This window comes from Enterobacter sp. D2, from assembly GCF_034427575.1.
GTDB lineage: Bacteria > Pseudomonadota > Gammaproteobacteria > Enterobacterales > Enterobacteriaceae > Enterobacter > Enterobacter cloacae_M.
In genome coordinates, this window is sequence record NZ_JAXQPP010000003.1 from 397,937 (window position 1) to 417,692 (window position 19,756).

Here is a 19,756-nt window from a genome sequence, read left to right on the forward strand (position 1 = left end):
GCAATGACGATAAGTATGGACAGACCGCGCACGCGCTGCATGGGAGGGGAGTCACACGTTCACGATCCCGCTGATATCATTCGTGAAATAGCTCACAGAACATAAGAATAAACTATTTCATACATCCGCTTTTGTTGAATAATTTATTCTCACACCTTAAGTGAGGATCGTTATGCAACCGGACGCGCACAAGCGAGCATTAATTGCAGGCTCCATTGGTAACTTTATCGAGTGGTATGAGTTTGCGGTCTACGGTTTTCTGGCGACCGTGATTGCGAAAAACTTCTTCCAGCTTGAAGGAGAGGCGGGGCTGACCAGCCTGATCCTCACCTACGCCTCGTTTGCCATCGCCTTCTTCTTCCGCCCGCTGGGTGCGGTGGTGTTTGGCCGCATCGGCGACCGGATTGGCCGTAAGCCGACGCTAATCATCGTGCTGGTACTGATGACGCTCGCTACCGCCGCCATCGGCATTGTCCCGGTCTACGCCAGCATCGGAATTGCCGCGCCGCTGATTATTACGCTGCTGCGCATCCTGCAGGGGCTGTTCGCGGGCGGCGAGTACGGCGGTGCGGTCTCGCTGATGACGGAGTTCGCCCCGCGCGGCAAGCGTGGGCTCTATGGCGCGTGGCAGTCCTTTACCGTGGCGCTGGGACTGTTAGCGGGCGCAGGCATCGTGGCGCTGCTCTCCGCCCTTCTCACGCCTGAAGCTCTGCACGAGTGGGGCTGGCGCATTCCGTTCTTCCTGGCGCTGCCCATGGGCGTTGTGGCGCTGTGGCTTCGCGTCAGCATGGAGGAGACGCCCAGCTTTGTGCAGCAGCAGGATAAACCGGCTGTCGCTCAGGCGGATACTGCCGCTACGCTCCGGGCCATCGTGATGGGGATTGGGCGCGTAATGGTCTGGTCTGCGGCGGGGTACACCTACCTGGTGATTATGCCGACCTATCTTCAGTCGGCGCTGCACACCGGGTTTAACCAGGCGCTGTTGATAGCGGTGATTTCGAATATTGGTTTTGCGCTGACCATCATTCCGTCGGGGATCCTGAGCGACCGGATCGGCCGCCGCACGGTGATGATTATCGCCACCGCGCTGCTGCTGATCCTCGCCCTGCCGCTGCTGAAAATCCTGCAGGCGGAGTCGAGTACGCTGGCGGTGAAGGCTGGTGTGGTGTTGATTGCGGGCGGTCTGGTGGGCATGCTGGCGGGGCCGGGCCCGGCGATGCTGTCTGAGATGTTCCCGACGCGCGTGCGCTATACGGGGCTGGGGCTGGCCTACTCGTTGTCGAACGCGATTTTCTCGGGATGCGCAGGGCTAATCATTACCGGGCTGATTAAGCAGACGGGCAACCTGGATATTCCGGCGTATTACGTGATGGCAACGGCGGTAGTGAGTATTTTCGCGCTGATGACGCTGAGGAAGGATGACCATTTGCGGTCGTTAGAGGAGTGAGGTTGTCAACGTCTGGTGCCCTCTCCCACGGGGAGAGGGATAAAACACAAAAGGCCGTCCTGTGGACGGCCTTGCTGTTTATTCTCCGCGCTGACGCACCGCTTCAAACAGGCAGATGCCCGTTGCAACGGAAACGTTCAGGGACGACACGCTGCCCGCCATCGGGATGCTGATCAGCTCGTCGCAGTGCTCGCGGGTCAGACGACGCATGCCTTCGCCTTCCGCCCCCATTACCAGCGCCAGACGGCCGGTCATTTTGCTCTGGTACAGAGTATGATCCGCTTCACCGGCGGTACCAACGATCCAGATGTTCTCTTCCTGCAGCAGACGCATGGTGCGCGCGAGGTTGGTCACGCGGATCAGCGGAACGTTTTCCGCCGCGCCGCAGGCCACCTTCTTCGCCGTCGCGTTCAGCTGCGCGGAGCGATCTTTCGGCACGATCACCGCGTGCACGCCCGCCGCATCGGCGCTGCGCAGACACGCGCCGAGGTTGTGCGGATCGGTTACGCCGTCGAGGATCAGGAAGAACGGATTCTCCAGCTCGGCGATCAGATCCGGCAGATCGTTTTCCTGATACTGACGACCCGGCTTCACGCGGGCAATGATCCCCTGGTGGACCGCGCCTTCGCTTTTCTCATCCAGGAACTGGCGATTCGCCAGCTGAATCACCACGCCCTGCGCTTCCAGCGCGTGGATCAGCGGCATCAGACGCTTATCTTCACGCCCTTTCAGAATAAACACTTCCTGAAAACGCTCCGGTGCGCGCTCGAGAAGGGCCTGCACCGCGTGGATGCCGTAAATCATTTCACTCATTGATGGTTCTCGTAATAAGTATTTCCCCTCCCCCCGTTGGGGAGAGGGTCAGGTTGAGGGGAGAATTTACTCCGCCTGCTTTTTCTTGGCCGCGCGCTTCGCTTTGGTGGCGGCAGCGATTTTCTGCGTTTTCGCGGAAGGCTTTTTCGCTGAGCGGGCTTCTTTCTTCGCCGCCTTCGGCTTCTGTTTCTTCTCGCCGCGGAACGCGCTGTCCGGCTCGAAGTTTACCTTCTTGCCCGCCTGACGACGTTTACCGCCGCCCGGTTTACCGTTACCGGTTTTTTTCGCCCTTTCACGCTCGGTTTTACCGACGTTACGCGGCGCGCGCTCGCTGGAGATCAGGCTGAAGTCGATCTTACGGTCGTCCATATTCACGGCTTCGACCTTCACTTCCACACGGTCGCCCAGACGATACGTCTGGCCGCCAGATTCGCCAATCAGGCGCTGGCCGACCTGGTCGAAGCGGTAGTAGTCGTTATCCAGGCTGGAGACGTGCACCAGACCGTCGATGAACAGCTCGTCCAGACGAACGAAGAAACCAAAGCCGGTCACGCTGGCAATCACGCCTTTGAAGACGTTACCGACCTGATCGAGCATAAAGTCACACTTCAGCCAGTCCGCCACGTCGCGTGTTGCTTCATCGGCACGACGTTCGGCCATGGAGCAGTGCTGACCCAGCTGCAGCATCTCTTCCATCGAATAGTGGTAGCCACCGGTTTCGGTGGTGTTCCCTTTATGGCCCTGCTCCTGCGCCAGCAGATACTTGATCGCACGGTGTAGAGAGAGGTCAGGATAACGACGGATCGGCGAGGTGAAGTGGGCGTAAGACTGCAGCGCCAGGCCGAAGTGTCCGCGGTTTTCCGGATCGTAAATCGCCTGCTTCATGGAGCGCAGCAGCATAGTCTGCAGCATTTCTGCGTCAGGACGGTCGCCAATGGACTCCAGCAGCTCGGCGTAATCGCGCGGCTCTGGCTTGTTGCCTCCAGGCAGTTCCAGACCCAGTTCAGCCAGCACGGAGCGGAACGACGTAATGGCTTCCGTGGTCGGCTTATCGTGAATACGGAACAGCGCTGGCTCTTTGGCTTTCTCGACGAAACGTGCCGCCGAGATATTCGCCAGGATCATACACTCTTCGATCAGCTTGTGCGCGTCGTTACGCTGGGTCTGCTCGATACGCTCAATGCGGCGTTCGGCGTTGAAGATGAATTTCGCTTCTTCGCTCTCAAACGAGATCCCGCCGCGCTCTTCGCGCGCCTGATCCAGCGTTTTGTAGAGGTTATGCAGCTCTTCGATATGTTTGACCAGCGGCGCGTACTGTTCGCGCAGATCCTGGTCGCCCTGCAGCATATGCCAGACCTTGGTATAGGTCAGACGCGCGTGCGAGCTCATCACCGCTTCGTAGAACTTGTAGCCGGTTAAGCGCCCTTTGGTGGAGATGGTCATCTCGCAAACCATACAGAGGCGGTCAACCTGCGGGTTCAGGGAGCACAGGCCGTTAGACAGCACTTCCGGCAGCATCGGCACGACCTGGGACGGGAAGTAGACCGACGTACCGCGGCTGCGGGCTTCGTTATCCAGCGGGGTGTGCGGACGGACGTAATAGCTTACGTCTGCAATAGCGACCCACAGGCGCCAGCCACCGCCGCGTTTTTTCTCACAGTATACGGCGTCATCAAAGTCGCGGGCGTCTTCGCCATCAATAGTGACCAGCGGCAGGGAGCGCAGATCCACGCGGCCCACTTTGGACTCTTCCGGCACTTCTTCGCGCAGGCTTTCGATCTGATCTTCAACCGCTTTCGGCCAGATGTACGGAATTTCATGGGTGCGCAATGCCATATCAACGGCCATCGTGGTGCCCATGTTATCGCCCAGTACTTCGACGATTTTACCTACCGCTTTGGTGCGACGGGTTGGGCGCTGGGTGAGTTCCACCACCACCACAAAGCCCATGCGGGCCCCCATCACCTCTTCAGGTGGGATCAAAATGTCGAAGCTCAGACGGCTGTCGTCCGGCACCACGAAGCCCACGCCGGCGTCGGTAAAGTAGCGGCCGACGATCTGGCTGGTTTTGGGCACCAGAACGCGTACCACGCGCGCTTCGCGGCGGCCTTTACGGTCAGCTCCCAGCGGCTGCGCCAGGATCTGATCGCCGTGGATACACATCTTCATCTGCTCAGATGAGAGGTACAGATCGTCTTTACGGCCTTCCACGCGCAGGAAGCCGAAGCCATCGCGGTGACCAATGACGGTCCCTTTCAGCAGATCGAGACGTTCTGGCAGCGCGTAGCACTGGCGGCGGGTAAAGACCAGTTGCCCGTCGCGCTCCATCGCGCGCAGGCGGCGGCGAAGGGCTTCAATTTGCTCTTCACCTTCAATGTTTAATTCAACAGCAAGTTCTTCACGATTGGCGGGTTTTTCGCGTTTTGTTAAGTGTTCAATGATGAACTCGCGGCTGGGAATAGGATTCGCGTATTTTTCGGCTTCGCGTTCCTGGAAAGGATCATGTGACATGTCGGTTCCTCCGTTGTCAGCTCCGGTGGAAATTTTCTTCATTCCACCAGCAATAATTTATAAAGCGGTTGATTCTCTTCAACCAAATCGGCCAGCGTGTAGTTATCCAGTTCCATGAGAAAACTTTGCACGGCCTTTGAAAGCGCCTTTTTCAGGCGGCAAGCGGGCGTGATGTGGCAGAACTCGCTGCTGCAGTTCACCAGAGACAGCGGCTCCAGTTCACGTACCACATCGCCAACACGAATACTCTGTGCCGGTTTACCGAGACGGATCCCACCATTCTTCCCGCGGACGGCAGCAACGTATCCGGCACGACTAAGTTGATTGATTATTTTGACCATATGATTACGGGATACGCCGTAGACCTCTGTAACTTCAGAGATATTGGTCATCTTCCCATCGGGTAACGACGCCATGTAAATCAGCGCACGTAAGCCGTAATCGGTGAAACTTGTTAACTGCACATCAACCTCAGGAAAAAGGGAAATCGCGGACAAACCGCAGAGATATTCATTAATGATGATAAACCAGCCAGATAGTTAGCGGCTAATTTATTTGACAGACGGGGCGAAAAAGCGGAGATCCAAGAGCGGTCGCCGGATGGCGCTACGCTTATCCGGCCTACGGGTCTCCCCGCAGGCCAGCAGTCACGAAGATTATGCGTCGAACGGATCGCGCAGAATCATCGTTTCAGTACGGTCCGGGCCGGTAGAAATAATATCGATCGGCACTTCGGTCAGTTCTTCAATGCGCTTGATGTAATCCAGCGCCGCCTGCGGCAGGCCGCTACGCTCTTTCACACCGAAGGTGGTCTCAGACCAGCCCGGCATGGTTTCGTAGATTGGCTCAATGCCTTCCCAGTCGTCAGCAGCCAGCGGAGTGGTGGTCACTTCGCGGCCATCTGGCATACGGTAGCCGACGCAGATTTTCACTTCTTTCAGGCCGTCCAGTACGTCAAGCTTGGTCAGGCAGAAGCCAGACAGGGAGTTGATCTGCACTGCACGACGCACGGCAACCGCATCCAGCCAGCCGGTACGACGACGGCGACCGGTGGTCGCGCCAAACTCGTTACCCTGCTTGCACAGGAACTCGCCGGTTTCATCAAACAGTTCGGTCGGGAATGGACCCGCACCCACGCGAGTGGAGTACGCTTTGATGATGCCCAGTACGTAATCCACATAACGTGGCCCCAGGCCAGAGCCGGTCGCCACGCCACCCGCGGTGGTGTTAGAGGAGGTGACGTACGGATAGGTACCGTGGTCGATGTCCAGCAGCGTACCCTGCGCACCTTCGAACATGACGAAATCGCCACGCTTGCGCGCCTGGTCCAGCAGATCGGACACATCAACAACCATACCGGTCAGAATGTCAGCGATCGCCATGACGTCATCCAGCACTTTCTGGTAGTCAACAGCGTCAGCTTTGTAGAAGTTCACCAGCTGGAAGTTGTGATATTCCATCACTTCTTTCAGTTTTTCAGCGAAGGTTGCTTTGTCGAAGAGGTCGCCCACGCGCAGACCGCGACGTGCAACTTTATCTTCGTAAGCCGGGCCGATACCACGACCGGTGGTGCCGATCGCTTTCGCGCCGCGCGCTTTCTCACGCGCTACGTCCAGCGCCACGTGATAGTCCAGAATCAGCGGGCAGGCTTCGGAGAGCAGCAGACGCTCACGAACAGGGATACCACGGTCTTCCAGACCTTTCATCTCTTTCATCAGCGCAGCAGGAGACAGCACAACGCCGTTACCGATGATGCTGGTGACGTTTTCGCGAAGAATGCCTGATGGAATAAGATGGAGGACGGTTTTTTCACCGTTGATTACGAGAGTATGGCCTGCGTTGTGACCGCCCTGGTAGCGTACAACATATTTAGCCCGTTCAGTCAGAAGATCAACAATCTTCCCTTTACCTTCGTCACCCCATTGGGTGCCCAGTACGACGACGTTGTTACCCATTTTTTTCAAAATCACCGTTTGCTTAAAAATGGATTCTACCATCGCTTTTTCAGATATACAGCACTTTTTGACCTCAAAATACGCCAATTGTGCCTATTTTTTGATCAGCCAATCGTTTTCCTCAACATGTAGTAGATCACGATGCCCGCAACCACAAGACCGCCGCCAAAACGACGCAAAATATTATCCGGCAGCTGGCTCATAGTGGCGATCATTCGGCGCCAGGCACGCGGATAAAGCATCGGTCCAAGACCTTCCAGCACCAGGACCAGGGCCAGTGCGAGCCAGATCGTTGAATTCATTTTTATTCCTTATAAAAGAAAACCACCGCTCCGTTGAGAGCGGTGGTTTGAATACTCAAACGAGCCTGAGTTTATCGCGTTGCGTTAGTCGGCGTCTTCATATAACGGAAGAAATCGCTGTCCGGGCTGAGAACCATCACGTCCTGGTTGCTCTGGAAGCTATTCTCGTAAGCGCGCAGGCTACGGATAAAGGCGTAGAAGTCAGGATCCTGGCTGAAGGCATCAGCAAACAGCTTCGCCGCTTCGGCATCGCCTTCACCGCGCAGGATACGGCCCTGACGCTCAGATTCCGCCAGCGTCTTGGTGACTTCATAGTCCGCTGCTGCACGCAGCTTCTCAGCCTCTTCCTGGCCCTGTGAACGGTGACGACGGGCTACCGCTTCACGCTCGGCGCGCATACGGTTGTAAATCGCCTCGGACACTTCCACCGGCAGGTTGATCTGCTTGATACGCACGTCAACCACTTCGATACCCAGCGCAGCCATACTGTTCGGGTTGATCACCGGCACTTTACCATTGGTCTCCGCCTGAACGCGTTCAGCCGCTTTGGCAATCGCATCATCTGCTGCCGGCGTTGAAACTTCATCTTCAGTGCCCGCTGTACCGGAGTTCAGCGCATCGCGAACTTCCAGGGTCAGACGACCACGGGAGTCGGTCACGATGTCTTTCACATCCAGACGACCAATCTCGGAACGCAGACGGTCAGAGAACTTACGTTTCAGCAGCACTTCTGCCTGAGAAACGTCGCCGCCGCCCGTTGCCAGGAAGTAACGGCTGAAATCGCTGATGCGCCATTTGATATAGGAATCAACGATCAGGTCTTTCTTCTCTTTGGTCACGAAACGGTCGGCCTGGTTATCCATGGTCTGGATACGTGCATCCAGCGTTTTCACGGACTGAATGAACGGCACCTTGAAGTGCAGACCCGGCTCGTAAATCACCGGGCGTTTGTCGCCATCACGCACGACGCTGCTGAACTGGAACTTAATCCCACGCTCGCCTTCTTTCACCACAAAAATCGAGGTATAAAGCGCGACCAGTACGATGACGATGATCGCAATAACTGACTTACGCATCCTTATTCCCCCTGACGCTGGTAGTCGTTACGCTGCGCGTTAGCACGGCGTTGGTCCATAATGTCACCATCGTTCGAAGAAGGCGTTGTGTTCGTGCTGGCGCTGCCTGTTGAGGCTGGCGGCAAACGCAGCAGATTGTTCGCGCCGCTGGTGTCGCCTTTCGCTGCTGGTGCAGAACCGCCTTTCAGCATCTGATCCAGCGGCAGAACCATCAGGTTTCCGCCTTTGTTGTCGTTAACCAACACTTTGCGGGTGTGGCTCAGCACTTTTTCCATGGTCTCGATATAGAGACGCTCACGGGTAATTTCCGGTGCCGCTTTATATTCCGGCAGGATCTTCGCGAAGCGGGCCACTTCACCCTGAGCTTCCAGGATGGTCTGCGTTTTATACGCGCGCGCTTCTTCCAGAATACGCTGCGCCTGACCGTTAGCGCGTGGCTGAACTTCGTTGGTGTACGCTTCTGCTTCACGGATGTACTGCTGTTCGTTTTCACGGGCAGCAATCGCATCGTCAAATGCGGCTTTCACCTCTTCCGGCGGACGCGCAGCCTGGAAGTTGACGTCCAGCAGGGTAATCCCCATGTTGTACGGACGAATGGTCTCTTCCAGCTCGCGCTGGGTATCGCTACGAATAACGGTACGACCTTCGGTCAGGATACGGTCCATGGTGTATTTTCCGATGACACCACGCAGGGCGCTGTCAGTCGCCTGACGCAGGCTGTCATCGGCGCTGGTCACGCTAAACAGGTAACGCTCAGGATCGGTCACGCGGTACTGCACGTTCATCTCAACGCGCACCACGTTTTCGTCAGAGGTCAGCATCACGCCGGAGGCGGCCAGTTCACGGACCGATTCCACGTTTACCGCGGTCACGTCATCAATGAAGGTTGGCTTCCAGTTCAGACCCGGCTCAACCAGATGGCTGAACTTACCGAAACGGGTGACTACGCCGCGTTCTGCTTCTTTAATGGTGTAGAACCCGCTGGCTGCCCAGATGATGACTACCGCAGCGGCCACGATGCCCACTACGCGGCCACCCATTGGCGGGCGCGAACTCTGAGTGGAGTTGCCACCCGAGCCAGAACCTTTTCCTCCGCCAAGGCCACCAAGCTTCTTGCTCAGTTTGCGGAAGATATCATCCAGATCCGGCGGCCCCTGCTCGCGACCACCTTTGTTGCCATTTCCCTCAGAGTTGCCGCCAGGTTTGCTGCTTCCCCACGGGTCGCGGTCTTGTCCGTTATTACCGGGCTGATTCCACGCCATGTATATGCTCCATATTTGTTATGCAAGGGCGAATTATTCAGGCATCCCCTTTCTGATCAGACGATATAGTCGACCAGCGCAGGTTCTTGTTTACAGAGGCGACGCCAGTCAACGATCGGCATACGCACCTGCATCCCCACGCTGCCGTCATCCTCCATCCACTCTTTTTCTATCGCCTGAAGCTGATAAAACCGGCTGCGCAGCCTGCCTTCCTGTGGCGGCAGTCGCAGCGTGTGCTGAGCTACCTCACCGGAAAGACGTTCTGTCAAAGCCTGGAAAAGCAGTGGCACACCAATACCGGTCTGGGCAGAAAGCCAGACCCGAATCGGTTTGTTTTCTTCATCTCTGTCGATACGCGGTTCGAAATCGTCCAGCATATCGATCTTATTCATGACCAACAGCGTTGGGATCTCGTGGGCGTCGATCTCTTCGAGCACCACGTTCACCGCGTCGATGTTCTCCTGCACGCGCACGTCTGCCGCATCAATCACGTGCAGCAGCAGAGTCGCCTGTCGCGTCTCCTGCAGGGTGGCTTTAAACGCCGCCACCAGGTCATGCGGCAGGTGGCGGATAAACCCTACGGTATCCGCCAGCACCGTTTCACCGACGTCTGCAACGTCAATACGGCGCAGCGTAGGGTCCAGGGTCGCAAACAGCTGGTCTGCGGCATAAACCTGGGCCTCGGTTATCTGGTTAAACAGGGTGGATTTACCGGCGTTGGTATAGCCCACCAGCGACACCGTCGGGATGTCGGCTTTGGTTCGCGCCCGACGCCCCTGTTCGCGCTGTTTCTCTACACGTTCCAGACGTGAAAGGATCTGGGTAATTCGGCCACGCAGCAAACGACGGTCGGTTTCCAGCTGGGTTTCACCCGGGCCGCGCAAACCAATCCCGCCTTTTTGTCTTTCAAGGTGTGTCCAGCCACGCACCAGACGCGTTGCCAGATGGCGCAGCTGCGCCAGCTCAACCTGCAGTTTCCCTTCGTGGGTACGTGCACGCTGAGCAAAAATATCTAAAATCAAACCCGTGCGATCGATAACACGGCATTCGCAAAGGGCTTCCAGGTTGCGCTCCTGGGCTGGAGACAGCGCATGATCAAACAACACGACTGACGCGCCGGTTGCTTTTACGGCATCCGCAATTTCGACTGCTTTACCTTCACCAACAAAATACTTTGGGTGCGGCGCTTTACGGCTACCGGTAATCACCTGCATTGCTTCGACACCGGCGGAAGAGACCAGAGATTCAAACTCCTGGAGGTCTTCCATATCTTTGTCTTGCGAAAAATAGATGTGTACCAGCACCGCCTGCTCACCGGCATCATAACGGTCAAACAAGCGTAAACCTCTCTAAAAAGATCAGCGGGGAACGCAGGATCCCTGGCTCCCCGTGTGGATAACAGTGCGAAACCTTATTCGGTCTCGTCGCTGTCCTGCGCCGGCGTTGAAGAACCCTGCGCGTTGCTGCCATGATGGTAGTTACTACCAGTGCCGCCGCCAGCGTTATTGCTGTGATGAGATACCGGACGGGACGGAACAACAGTAGAAATAGCGTGCTTGTAGACCATCTGACTGACCGTGTTTTTCAACAGAATCACAAACTGATCGAAAGACTCAATCTGACCTTGCAGCTTAATACCATTCACCAAATAAATAGAAACTGGAACACGTTCCCGACGCAATGCGTTCAGGAACGGATCTTGTAAAGATTGCCCCTTAGCCATTCTATCTTTTCCTTATATGCTTGTTTTGTACTTAGAACCTTGCGATTCTGAAAAATTGCGCACGATACGTCTCAATTGTACACATTCAGTGAGCGATATCACCAACAACCTCAATCACTTCGTTTAACGCCTGTTGCGGTTTTTCACTGTCTAACCAGTGAACACCCTCCCAACCGCGCAACCAGGTGATCTGGCGCTTCGCTAACTGTCTCGTGGCGCAAACACCTCTATAAACCATTTCATCGTATGAAATCTCACCTTCAAGATACGACCACATCTGGCGGTATCCCACACAACGAATGGAAGGCATGTCCGTATGCAAATCTCCACGGGCAAATAGCGCCCGCACTTCTGCTTCAAAATCTGAAGCTAACATCTGATGAAAACGCTGCTCAATTCGCTGATGGAGCAGTTCACGGCTCGCCGGGGCGATGGCGAACTGATGCACCTGATACGGCAGAGCGTCTCCTGACGTTTGCGTCAGTTCCGTTAAAGTTTTACCCGAAATGAAAAAAACTTCCAGTGCCCGGGAAAGCCTTTGCGGATCATTTGGATGGATCCGTGCTGCTGCAACCGGGTCAATCTCCGCCAGTTGCTGATGCAAAACGTCCCAACCCTGCTCTGCCGCCTGCTGCTCAATTTTCGCTCTTATTTCCGGATCCGCGGATGGCAGAGGTGACAACCCCTCCAGCAACGCCTTGAAATAGAGCATGGTTCCGCCAACCAACAGCGGTATACGTCCCGCCGCCGTTATCTCGGCCATCTCGGCTAAGGCATCCCGGCGGAAATCCGCTGCGGAATAGGCCTGAGACGGGTCAAGAATATCCAGCAAACGGTGCGGTGCCGCACGCAGCTCTTCTGCGTCAGGCTTCGCCGTGCCGATGTCCATCCCTCGGTAGATGAGGGCGGAGTCGACGCTAATCAACTCTACAGGCAAAACTTTACGCAACTCAATGGCTAGCGCCGTTTTGCCGGAGGCCGTTGGGCCCATTAAAAAAATTGCCTTAGGCAGGCTCGCCTTACTTGCGTCAATCATGTTTCAGGGCGTTCATCGCCGTTTGTAAATCAACAGGTTGTAATAACCCACCCGGCGGCGTTTTCACCAGATGCGGACAGAGGCGTTCAACCTCAGCCAGCACGCTGATAGCCTGTGCCATGCTCCACGGCGCGTGTTCGCTTGCCAGATGGCGGGCGATCCACTGCGCGGTGTTGGCGGCATCAAACGATGTTTGCTGCGCCAGGTAGCCTATCAGTTCAGGAATCAAGTTTTGTAAATTTTGTTGGCGTAAGGGTAAAGGCACTGCACGAATTGTCACATGTTGTGGTTCGAGCACAGTTTCAATACCCATTTGCGCCAGCTGCGGCTCTGCGCGCTGCAATACCCTTGTTTCATCAGGGGATATTTTCAGCCGAACCGGAATTAAGAGCGGCTGCGCGCAGGCTGCATTTTCGCCTGGCGTAAGCTGCACCTGCTTGAGCCAGCGTTCGGCGACCGGCAATGCCAGAAGCATCAGTTTGCCGTCACGTTCAAGCAGCGCCATATCCGGCGCGATAATCGTCAGCACCCGGCCAAAACTCTGGCTATGGCCGTCCAGAGAAGGCTGAGCGGGCGGAATGTGCTCTTTACGCTCCACGGCAGGTGTTTCCAGCAGCTTGCGGTACAACGCGCCCTGCTGCTTCTGATAGCCAGGCTGTGCATTCGGGTAGTTCGCGCCCGTTGGCCGCGGTGCGCTCCCTGCCGGGGAGAAACGCGGGGCCTCAGGTTCACGCGCGACGGCAGGCTCCGCAAAATGGTTGCGGCCTGCCGCGACACGGTTTTCCGGCAGCGGACGCGGTGCAGGGGCGTCGTTCTCCAGCGGCAGCGTTGGCTCTGCCTGCTGCTGCAACACGGCGGCCACGCCCTGATAAATGAAGTCGTGAACCAGACGCGACTGGTGGAACCGCACCTCATGCTTGGCAGGATGAACGTTCACATCCACCTGATGGGGATCGATTTCCAGATAAAGGACGAAAGCAGGCTGCTGATCGGCCCCGAGTTTGTCTTCGCAGGCCTGGCGAATCGCGTGATTGATGAGACGGTCGCGCATCATGCGGCCGTTCACGTAGCAATACTGAATTTCAGAGAACGCAGCACTGCTCGCATTTGGATCGGCAACCCAGCCGCGTAAAGCCAGATCGCCGTGCTGCCACTCAATGGCCAGAGCCTGTTCCAGGAACGGCGTACCGCAGATCGCCCCCAAACGACGCTCTTTCTGTCCGCCTTCAGCCACCGCACGGTACTGGCGCATCACCTTGCCGTTATGGCTGAGATTAATGGTGACATCGAAACGGGCCAGCGCAATACGGCGAATGATCTCGTCGATATGGCCGAACTCGGTCTTCTCGGTACGCATAAACTTGCGTCGGGCGGGGGTGTTGTAGAACAGATCCAGGACTTCCAGCGTCGTGCCGACAGGGTGCGCCGCGGGTTTGACCGTCACATCCATATCGCGCCCTTCGGCGTAAGCCTGCCAGGCTTCCTGCTGTTCAGCGGTACGGGAGGTCAGCGTTAAGCGCGAAACGGAGCTGATACTGGCCAGCGCTTCGCCGCGAAAACCGAGGCTAATAATCGCTTCCAGATCGTCCAGAGAGGCGATTTTACTGGTGGCGTGACGAGCCAGCGCCAGCGCCAGCTCCTCTTTTTTAATGCCACAGCCGTTGTCGCGAATGCGGATAAGCTTCGCGCCACCGCGTTCGATATCAATATCGATGCGGGTTGCGCCCGCATCGAGGCTGTTTTCCACCAGCTCCTTCACCACCGACGCAGGGCGTTCCACCACCTCACCGGCGGCGATTTGGTTCGCGAGCTGCGGCGGTAGAACCTGAATCGGCATGAATTCTCCTTAGTTGGTCGCGGTCATCTCACCCGGCAGCGCTGCGCTGGCCGTCTGGGCAGAGCCGCTCTGTGGCGCAGACTGCAGAGGATGCGCCTCAAAATATTTGCGTAAACCGTTATAAATCGCTTCGGCAATTTGCTGCTGGTAACTGTCGCTTCCCAACAGACGCTCTTCACCGTTGTTACTGATAAAGCCCGTCTCCACAAGGATGGACGGGATATCTGGCGAGCGCAGAACGCCGAGGCTGGCATGTTCCGGACGGCGTTTATGCAGCACGCCAACGCTTTGCAGCTGGTTCAATACGTTAGTGGCGACATCATACCCGACGCGCTGAGAATGACCGAACTGTAAATCCAGCACCGCCTGGCTGAGGTACGGATCGGACTGGCTGTTCGCCAGCACGTCGCCCGCGCCGCCTAACAGTTCAGACTGCTTCTCATGCTCTTCCAGCCAGTTGGCCATTTCGCTGTTAGCGCGACGGTTCGACAGCACCCAAACCGAGGCGCCGGTCGCGCTACGATTCGGTGCGGCGTCCGCATGAATGGAGACCAGGAAGTTCGCGTTTTGCTTACGCGCCACGTCCGAGCGTCCCATTACGGAGATAAAGTAGTCCCCGTCGCGGGTCAACACGCCTTTAAACATAGGGTCGTCATTGAGCAGCGAACGCAGTTTACGCGCGATAGCGATAGTCACGTTTTTTTCTCGCGTGCCGCCAGGGCCAATCGCCCCCGGATCTTCCCCGCCGTGACCCGCATCAATGGCGATAATCACTTTGTCACCGCTGACCGTCGCGCGTCGCGCGCTGGCCACCGGACGCGTCACCGTATTGCTGCTGGTTGCCGCGGTAATGCGGTCGTTCTGCGATTTAAACGGATTACGTGCAGGTTCAGAAGGACGCGGCGTATACACCGGTTCTTCCACGCGCTTCGCTACGACCGGCGGCGGTGGAGGCGGTGGCGGCGCGTCGGCATTGATGGTAAACACCACCGTATAGTTCGCCCCGTTTTGCTGCTTCACCGCCTTCGTTTTGCCCTTTTCGGTCAGATCGACCACCAGGCGTAACGACTGGCTATCCTGCGGCGTTCCCGAACGGATACTTTTCACCAGATTGTTACCGCTGAACCGCAGCGGTAGGCCCTGGATCACGCCAGTTTGTTTGATATCCAGCGCCACGCTGTGGCTGTCTGGCTGTGAAAACGCATATTCAGGATCGCCCATAAAGCTGAACGTGATCCGGGCCTGGCTTTCGCCGTTTGATACCTGAATATCTGAAAGGTTTGCCGCCCCGGCCTGCGCGCACAGCAGCACGGTGGCAGCCAACAACCAACCTTTAACGCGATTTATCATCCCGTCATCCCTACGCTTAACCGGCCAGTCGCGCCAGTAAGGAACTGCCTGATGAGGAAACAGCACTGATGCGTGCCTCACGCCCTTGTGCCTGGTAATCTAAGTGAATTTCGACATCCGGGTCAGGCAGCACACCCGCACCTTGTTGCGGCCACTCCACCAGGCAAATGGCGTCGTTGGCAAAATAATCACGGATCCCCATAAATTCCAGCTCCTCAGGATCCGCAAGGCGGTATAAATCGAAGTGATACACCATGAGATTTTCAAGGGTGTACGGTTCTACCAGCGTGTAGGTTGGGCTTTTCACATTCCCGTTATGCCCTAACGCCTGCAAAAAACCCCGGCTGAAGGTGGTTTTACCCGCACCTAAATCACCATACAGATAAATGACGGTTGCCCCCTGACAGGCCTGCGCCACACGCTTGCCGAGTTCTAAAGTGGCTTGTTCATCAGGTAAAGGAATCGCTCGATTAGTCATTTTCTACGTCAATCACATCCGGGTTAACAACACGCCGCAGCGTGCAAAAAAGATCGGTGGCCAGCATGCCGCGTGTACCGTAACGCGCGGCCAGTTTATCCGCCGCGACACCGTGGGCCACGCAGCCCGCGCAGGCTGCATCATAAAGGGGAAGTTTCTGTCCAAGCAATGCGCCAATGATGCCGGAAAGCACATCGCCCATGCCGCCGCTTGCCATGCCCGCATTTCCGGCATCAATAATGCCCTGCGTCTCGTCACTGGCGACAACGGTTCCTGCCCCTTTCAAAACAGCAACACCTCCGTAACGTTTTACCAGACGCTGAGCAGAAAGTAAGCGATCGCTTTCAATTTCTGCCACGCTGCAGTTAAGCAGTCGCGCGGCTTCGCCGGGGTGTGGCGTCAGAATGCGATTGTGACGCTTATCGGGGTTTATTGCCAGAAGGTTAAGCGCGTCGGCATCCCACAGCATCGGTTTACGAAAATTCTCGACCTTTTGCAGGGCCTGTTTGCCCCATGCCTGCTGCCCAAGGCCGGGGCCGATCGCCACCACGTCCGCCCATTCCAGGCTTTCTTCAAGCGACTGAGGCGTAAGCTCATGGACCATCAGCTCCGGTCGGGCTGTAACGATCGGCGCTATATTCTCAATGCGAGTGAGTACTCGCACTAATCCGGCACCGCAGCGCAGAGCCGCTTCGCCGGTCATGCGAATCGCACCTGCTGTACCACGATCGCCGCCAATAATCACCAGCCTGCCGTGATCGCCCTTATGGGACGTTGGCCGGCGCGGCGGGAGCCACGCCGCAAGCTGGGATGCATCAAAACGCGCGAGGTGCGTTTCCTGCCCGGCCAGCCAGCTCTCCAGCCCCAGCGCATGGTGGTGCAACATGCCGACCACATCCCGCGCTTTACCGGTCAGTAGCCCCGGCTTGAGGGCGATGAAGGTCACCGTATGTGCAGCCTCAATGACCGCTCCCGGCGTCGCGCCGGTTTGTGCAATCAGGCCTGAGGGAATATCCAGGGCGACGACCGGCGCGGAATGTCTGTTAGCGTGTTCAATAAGCGCGGCAATGTTCTCGCGAGGCGCACTGCGTAGCCCGGTACCCAGCAGACCGTCAACAATCAGATCCACCTCTTCCGGCCAGACGATATCAGGCGCATGAATCACACCGCCTGCGTTAAGCCACGCCTCCCGCGCCGCGCTGGCCTCTTCCGGCAGCGGTTTATCACTCTCCTGGGCCAGCAACGTCACGCGGATACCTGCCGCAACCGCGAGACGGGCAACGACGTAGCCATCGCCGCCGTTATTGCCGTGACCGCACAGAATCAGCCAGTGGGCGGCATGAGGGTACGCGCTGCGGGCAACGTTAAACGCCGCCTCACCCGCACGCAGCATCAGTTCATAAAGGGTAATCCCGAGGCTGTCTGCGGCCTCTTTTTCGGCGCGCCGGAGGTCATCCGCATGCCAGATGGAATGTGGTATACTTGCGGGGTTTTTCTTCACCGTATGGTCCGTCATGTCACAGCCCCTCGATCTCAATGAATTAGCGCAAAAAATAAAACAGTGGGGTGCTGAGCTTGGCTTCCAGAAGGTGGGCATTACCGATACCGACCTCTCCGCCAGCGAGCCAAAACTGCAGGCATGGCTGGACAAACAATACCACGGCGAAATGGAGTGGATGGCGCGTCATGGCATGATGCGCGCCCGCCCTCACGAGCTTTTGCCGGGCACATTACGCGTCATCAGCGTGCGCATGAACTATCTGCCTGCCAACGCGGCCTTTGCGCGCACGCTAAAAAATCCCTCTCTGGGTTACGTCAGCCGGTACGCCCTGGGACGTGATTACCATAAGCTCTTGCGTAACCGTTTAAAAAAACTCGGGGAAACTATTCAGCAGCACTGTGTTTCGCTGAATTTTAGACCCTTTGTCGATTCTGCGCCTATTCTTGAGCGCCCGATCGCCGAAAAAGCCGGGCTTGGCTGGACAGGTAAGCACTCACTTATCCTCAGCCGCGACGCCGGTTCGTTCTTCTTCCTGGGTGAACTGCTGATTGATTTACCGCTGCCGGTAGACGGCCCGGTAGAGGAAGGCTGCGGACGCTGCGTGGCCTGCATGACCATCTGTCCGACGGGTGCCATCGTCGAGCCTTACACCGTTGATGCGCGCCGCTGCATCTCCTACCTCACTATCGAACTGGAAGGAGCCATTCCAGAGGAATTTCGACCGCTTATTGGCAACCGCATCTACGGCTGCGACGACTGCCAGCTGATCTGCCCGTGGAACCGCTATTCGCAGCTCACGGACGAAGAGGATTTCAGCCCGCGTAAGGCGCTGCATGCGCCTCAGCTCGTTGAGCTATTCGCCTGGACCGAAGCCTGGTTCCTGAAAGTGACGGAAGGTTCGGCCATTCGCCGTATCGGTCATCTGCGCTGGCTGCGTAATGTTGCCGTCGCGCTGGGTAATGCCCCGTGGGATGAAGCCAATATACGGGCGCTTGAAAGCCGTAGAGGTGAGCACCCACTTCTTGATGAGCACATAGAATGGGCGATTGCGCAGCAAATAGAGAAGCGTAATGCCTGCGCGATCGAGGTGCAGCTACCGAAGAAACAGCGTCTGGTGCGGGTGATTGAAAAAGGGCTTCCGCGGGATGCCTGAACTATTCACAGCCTGTGAATAAAATTACAAACTCAAGCGCCATCTGGGTTGGAGAAGAGGTCAAGTGATCTCAATAACATTTTGAAATGAAAATTTATTCACTAAATACAGCACGTTACAAAGATATTATTCACCCTGCTAAGCTTTAACCCTGTTACGGTTAAGCGTAGTTTCTGTGGATAACTCTGTTCACAATAGTATTTCAGAGACAATAGAAAACGTCCCCAACGACTCTTTTCGCTGTGGATATTTTAGAGATTAAGAAGAATTTGGAGCGGGAAACGAGACTCGAACTCGCGACCCCGACCTTGGCAAGGTCGTGCTCTACCAACTGAGCTATTCCCGCTTGGGTGGTCCGTGCTTTAGAAGCACTTTCAAATTTTGGAGCGGGAAACGAGACTCGAACTCGCGACCCCGACCTTGGCAAGGTCGTGCTCTACCAACTGAGCTATTCCCGCTTGGGTGGTCCGTGCTTTGGAAGCACTTTCAAATTTTGGAGCGGGAAACGAGACTCGAACTCGCGACCCCGACCTTGGCAAGGTCGTGCTCTACCAACTGAGCTATTCCCGCAAATCTGCACTGCTTTTGTTGCTGTCGTAACGTGTAATTCTCTGTCGTTACGGGAGGCGCATTATACGAGAAATCCTTTTAGCTGCAACCCCCCTTAAAGCGATTTTTTCGAAATTAAGTTCAAATGCTTAATTAATCGGCAAGCTGAACAATTTAACGACAAAAACCCGGCCACGCAAGGCGCCGGATCGCAAAATCACAGCTTAATAAAGTTTTCGCGGTAGTAGGAAAGCTCCGCCACGGACTCACGGATATCGTCCATCGCCTGGTGCGTCCCCTGCTTTTTAAAGCCGTCGAGGATTTCAGGCTTCCAGCGACGCGCCAGCTCTTTCAGGGTGCTGACATCCAGATAGCGGTAGTGGAAATATGACTCCAGCTCCGGCATGTACTTAAACAGGAAACGGCGATCCTGGCCGATGCTATTCCCACAGATAGGCGATTTGCCTGCCGGAACCCACTGTTTCAGGAACTCAAGCGTCGCCAGCTCCGCCTCGCGATCGCCGAACGTGCTCGCCTTCACGCGCTCCACCAGGCCACTGCCGGTGTGGGTGCGCACGTTCCATTCATCCATCAAAGCCAGCTGGTCGTCGGACTGGTGCACCGCAATCGTTGGCCCTTCAGCCAGGATATTCAGGTTAGCGTCCGTCACCAGCGTTGCAATTTCAATGATGCGATCGCGCTCGGGATCCAGCCCGGTCATTTCGAGATCGATCCAAATCAGGTTGTTTTCATCCGCGCTCAT

At 56.5% G+C, this 19,756-nt stretch carries 17 protein-coding genes and 3 tRNA genes; 2 read left to right on the forward strand and 18 right to left on the reverse strand.

Translation table 11 applies throughout. The annotated features are described in order from the left end of the window. Positions 1 to 172 precede the first annotated feature (172 nt). A complete protein-coding gene (locus SPG90_RS17335; protein ID WP_023310141.1) occupies positions 173 to 1,447 on the forward strand; it encodes an MFS transporter in 1,275 nt (424 codons plus the stop codon). A gap of 78 nt (positions 1,448 to 1,525) precedes the next feature. On the opposite strand, the gene rlmB is transcribed toward SPG90_RS17335, so the two are convergent. From rlmB to nnr, 14 genes are all read right to left on the reverse strand, one after another. Further along, the gene (rlmB, locus tag SPG90_RS17340; RefSeq protein ID WP_028015258.1) at positions 1,526 to 2,260 is read right to left on the reverse strand and encodes a 23S rRNA (guanosine(2251)-2'-O)-methyltransferase RlmB; all 735 of its coding nucleotides are present in this window, start codon (positions 2,258 to 2,260) and stop codon (positions 1,526 to 1,528) included. A 66-nt stretch (positions 2,261 to 2,326) separates the two neighbouring features. Next, positions 2,327 to 4,771: a ribonuclease R gene (rnr, locus tag SPG90_RS17345; RefSeq protein ID WP_023310140.1), complete on the reverse strand. Its 2,445-nt coding sequence runs from the start codon at positions 4,769 to 4,771 to the stop codon at positions 2,327 to 2,329. Positions 4,772 to 4,809: 38 nt separating this feature from the next. Next, on the reverse strand, positions 4,810 to 5,235 hold the full coding sequence (gene nsrR / locus SPG90_RS17350) for a nitric oxide-sensing transcriptional repressor NsrR (protein WP_126303721.1): 426 nt from the start codon (positions 5,233 to 5,235) through the stop codon (positions 4,810 to 4,812). A 192-nt stretch (positions 5,236 to 5,427) separates the two neighbouring features. Further along, entirely contained in the window at positions 5,428 to 6,726 is a 1,299-nt protein-coding gene (locus SPG90_RS17355; protein ID WP_006178975.1) for an adenylosuccinate synthase, read from the reverse strand. A 104-nt stretch (positions 6,727 to 6,830) separates the two neighbouring features. Beyond that, positions 6,831 to 7,028 carry a DUF2065 domain-containing protein gene (locus tag SPG90_RS17360; RefSeq protein ID WP_003855996.1) on the reverse strand — a complete coding sequence of 66 codons (198 nt, stop codon included), beginning with the start codon at positions 7,026 to 7,028 and terminating at the stop codon, positions 6,831 to 6,833. Positions 7,029 to 7,099: 71 nt separating this feature from the next. Continuing rightward, positions 7,100 to 8,104, reverse strand: a complete 1,005-nt coding sequence (hflC, locus tag SPG90_RS17365) for a protease modulator HflC (protein WP_023334250.1) — start codon at positions 8,102 to 8,104, stop codon at positions 7,100 to 7,102. Between the two features lie 2 nt (positions 8,105 to 8,106). Then, positions 8,107 to 9,366, reverse strand: coding sequence for an FtsH protease activity modulator HflK (hflK, locus tag SPG90_RS17370; RefSeq protein ID WP_045402256.1), 1,260 nt, complete (start codon positions 9,364 to 9,366; stop codon positions 8,107 to 8,109). 56 nt (positions 9,367 to 9,422) lie between these two features. Next, positions 9,423 to 10,703 (reverse strand): ribosome rescue GTPase HflX, encoded by a 1,281-nt coding sequence (hflX, locus tag SPG90_RS17375; RefSeq protein ID WP_023310136.1) that lies wholly within the window; start codon positions 10,701 to 10,703, stop codon positions 9,423 to 9,425. A gap of 74 nt (positions 10,704 to 10,777) precedes the next feature. Then, complete coding sequence (hfq, locus tag SPG90_RS17380) at positions 10,778 to 11,089, reverse strand: RNA chaperone Hfq (RefSeq protein ID WP_008502919.1); 312 nt, start codon at positions 11,087 to 11,089, stop codon at positions 10,778 to 10,780. Positions 11,090 to 11,174: 85 nt separating this feature from the next. Next, positions 11,175 to 12,125 (reverse strand): tRNA (adenosine(37)-N6)-dimethylallyltransferase MiaA, encoded by a 951-nt coding sequence (gene miaA / locus SPG90_RS17385; RefSeq protein WP_045402253.1) that lies wholly within the window; start codon positions 12,123 to 12,125, stop codon positions 11,175 to 11,177. Next, the gene (mutL, locus tag SPG90_RS17390; protein ID WP_126303723.1) at positions 12,118 to 13,962 is read right to left on the reverse strand and encodes a DNA mismatch repair endonuclease MutL; all 1,845 of its coding nucleotides are present in this window, start codon (positions 13,960 to 13,962) and stop codon (positions 12,118 to 12,120) included. The genes miaA and mutL overlap by 8 nt, the downstream gene beginning before the upstream one ends. Before the next feature lie 9 nt (positions 13,963 to 13,971). Next, positions 13,972 to 15,312, reverse strand: a complete 1,341-nt coding sequence (amiB, locus tag SPG90_RS17395; RefSeq protein ID WP_032668030.1) for an N-acetylmuramoyl-L-alanine amidase AmiB — start codon at positions 15,310 to 15,312, stop codon at positions 13,972 to 13,974. 16 nt (positions 15,313 to 15,328) lie between these two features. Next, positions 15,329 to 15,790 (reverse strand): tRNA (adenosine(37)-N6)-threonylcarbamoyltransferase complex ATPase subunit type 1 TsaE, encoded by a 462-nt coding sequence (tsaE, locus tag SPG90_RS17400; protein WP_013095283.1) that lies wholly within the window; start codon positions 15,788 to 15,790, stop codon positions 15,329 to 15,331. Continuing rightward, complete coding sequence (gene nnr, locus SPG90_RS17405) at positions 15,783 to 17,306, reverse strand: bifunctional ADP-dependent NAD(P)H-hydrate dehydratase/NAD(P)H-hydrate epimerase (protein WP_064791202.1); 1,524 nt, start codon at positions 17,304 to 17,306, stop codon at positions 15,783 to 15,785. The genes tsaE and nnr overlap by 8 nt, the downstream gene beginning before the upstream one ends. On the opposite strand from nnr, the gene queG reads away from it, so the two are divergent. After that, on the forward strand, positions 17,305 to 18,444 hold the full coding sequence (gene queG, locus SPG90_RS17410; protein ID WP_032662410.1) for a tRNA epoxyqueuosine(34) reductase QueG: 1,140 nt from the start codon (positions 17,305 to 17,307) through the stop codon (positions 18,442 to 18,444). The genes nnr and queG overlap by 2 nt on opposite strands. A gap of 270 nt (positions 18,445 to 18,714) precedes the next feature. Here queG and SPG90_RS17415 read toward each other — a convergent pair. The 4 genes from SPG90_RS17415 to orn form a co-directional block, all read right to left on the reverse strand. Next, positions 18,715 to 18,790, reverse strand: a tRNA-Gly gene (locus SPG90_RS17415). A gap of 36 nt (positions 18,791 to 18,826) precedes the next feature. Beyond that, positions 18,827 to 18,902, reverse strand: a tRNA-Gly gene (locus SPG90_RS17420). Between the two features lie 36 nt (positions 18,903 to 18,938). Further along, positions 18,939 to 19,014 (reverse strand) — tRNA-Gly (locus tag SPG90_RS17425). A gap of 196 nt (positions 19,015 to 19,210) precedes the next feature. Then, entirely contained in the window at positions 19,211 to 19,756 is a 546-nt protein-coding gene (orn, locus tag SPG90_RS17430) for an oligoribonuclease (RefSeq protein WP_023310130.1), read from the reverse strand.